The sequence below is a fragment of the Albidovulum sp. genome (assembly GCF_049646345.1).
In the GTDB taxonomy this organism is placed as follows: Bacteria; Pseudomonadota; Alphaproteobacteria; order Rhodobacterales; family Rhodobacteraceae; genus Albidovulum.
The window spans coordinates 1-2,008 of record NZ_JBARVQ010000301.1; the positions used below are offsets into that span (position 1 = coordinate 1).

Sequence of the window (2,008 nt, forward strand, 5' to 3'; positions counted from 1 at the left end):
CGGCGAATGTAAACAGTGCCGATTCGCTTAGCGCCTCCGGAAACAGCTCCAGAAAGCTTTCCCCCGCCGCGACTGCCGTTTCGCGCACCTCCATCTGCCCGATCAGCCAGTCGAGGTGGCCCCGGTCCCCGGTCATGCCGATGCCGCGGACCGCGAGCGAACGGGTATTGCCGCATTGGTAGAGATCGCCCAGATAGGTGCGGAAATCGGTTGCCTCGGAGGTCTCCGATAGCCGCCTCAGGGCGGCCAGGCTGTGCGGTCCGCCGCCTTCGATCTCGGTTTTGAGCGGTACGAATGCGGCATCGGTCCGGCCCAGCCGGGCCAGTGCAGAGGCTGCGGCCAGACGCAGGTCGGGGTCAGGCGCGGATGCGTGTTTGGAAATTTCGGCGGCGCAATCCGCACGTCCGGTCGCAGCCGCCAACGTGCAGGCAGATGCCCGGACCATGGCCGAGGCATTCTTCAGAAAGCCGACCAGTCGGTGCCCCGCATCGGCCCCATGCGCGGCAAGGACATCAAGCGCCACGGCCCGTTGCACCGCACTTTCGGCATCAAGCATGCGCCGGACCGTCGGCGCGGAGAGGTCCGGGGGGAACCATGCGAGCGCCCCGGCCAAACCGGAACGCGCGCGGGGGTGTTGATGGGCCATCCAGAGACTTTGATCGATGCGCCTTCGGTCGCCTCGGACCATGGCGAGATAGGCCGCGACGAAAAGCTCCCCTGCTTCGGGGAAATCTTCGAACTGATCGAGGATGAAGGGCCAGGCGGCATCGCCCGCAATTTCTATCGCGTCCAGATTTGCGCGGAGCCGGGCATCGATATCCCCGGCCGCAGCCTGATCCGGCGGATAGGCCTGTGAAAGCGTCCTGTGCTGCGCCCATTGGAAGGCCGCCAGTTGCACATGTTCCCGCACAATTTCGTCCACGATGCCTTGCAGCATCCCTTGCTTCCTTCCTGACAGGGTCAGTTCAGACTGATGGAGCCGCCCCGGATCCGGTTGGCCGAGGATGCATGGCTGACGACATAGGTGCCGCGAATGGTGATATGCCCGTCCTTGTCCATCACGATGGCCGCCTTGCCGCAGCGCAGTTCGATCCGTTCGCGGGCTTCGATCTTCACCAGATCACCGTCGCGTACGACTGTGGGGGCGGCCTCATCCGCAATCGGATCGACGATTTTCCCGATGATCAGCGGTCGCGCGCGGTCGCCGTCTTCGTACAGCAGGGCGACCTGACCGCCGATTGCATTCCGGTCGAGCTTTGTCAGGCTGCGGGCCGCTATCGCATGATCCTTTTGGTTTCCGGCGAATACAACCAGCGGCGCGCCCTCTTCGAAGCCAACGAGAAGACCGATGACAACCCCGTCGACACGATCAGTCAGCATCGCGATCACCTCCTGCTGAGTACAACCAGAGTGCGGCCGAATTGCCTTTTGGGCAACCCTTTCGTTGAGTGGCACTGCGTATGAGGGGCTGTCCTCTGATACCGCCGGAATGACAAAGGCGGGGCATATCGGCGAAATCCGGCGCGATCCGCCTTGCAAACGCCGATATGTTCACCGGGGGGGCGGGTCAGTCTTGCTGCCGTCCGGCACCATAAGGATCATCGATCAGGATGCGCCAGCTTCCGTCCCCAGCCTTCCGCAACACTGATACCGACAGACCGCCATCCCTGATCGCAGCGCCATCCTGCAGGGTCGCGGTCATCTCCCACGGCGCGATATGCAGTGCGATATCGCCCACCACAATCACCTGATGATCGCCGGTATAGGCAATGTCGGGATGGATCGACAAAAAGCCCTGATAGGCGGCTTGAATGTCATCGGTTCCGCGTGTGGCGGTGGAGGGCTCGAACATCACCGCCGCATCGGGGGTATAGAACCCGACCGCCTTTGCCGCATCGCCCTTCATTATGGCGTTCGTCAGGCCAAGAACCGTTGCGGTGACGTCCGGCTGTTCGTCCTGCGCCTGGGCGGGCAGGGCCAGAAACGCGGCGGCAGCAATGGCAATGGA

3 protein-coding genes are annotated in these 2,008 nt (G+C 63.2%); all 3 read right to left on the reverse strand.

What is annotated here, in order from left to right; all coding sequences use genetic code 11:
- Window positions 1-937 (reverse strand): hypothetical protein (locus WBB85_RS07625; protein ID WP_432638025.1); only part of this gene is annotated, 937 nt, incomplete at its 3' end.
- A 23-nt stretch (window positions 938-960) separates the two neighbouring features.
- Window positions 961-1,380, reverse strand: coding sequence for a DUF6484 domain-containing protein (locus WBB85_RS07630; protein WP_432638026.1), 420 nt, complete (start codon window positions 1,378-1,380; stop codon window positions 961-963).
- A 187-nt stretch (window positions 1,381-1,567) separates the two neighbouring features.
- A partial coding sequence (locus WBB85_RS07635; RefSeq protein WP_432638027.1) for a YybH family protein occupies window positions 1,568-2,008 on the reverse strand: 441 nt, incomplete at its 5' end.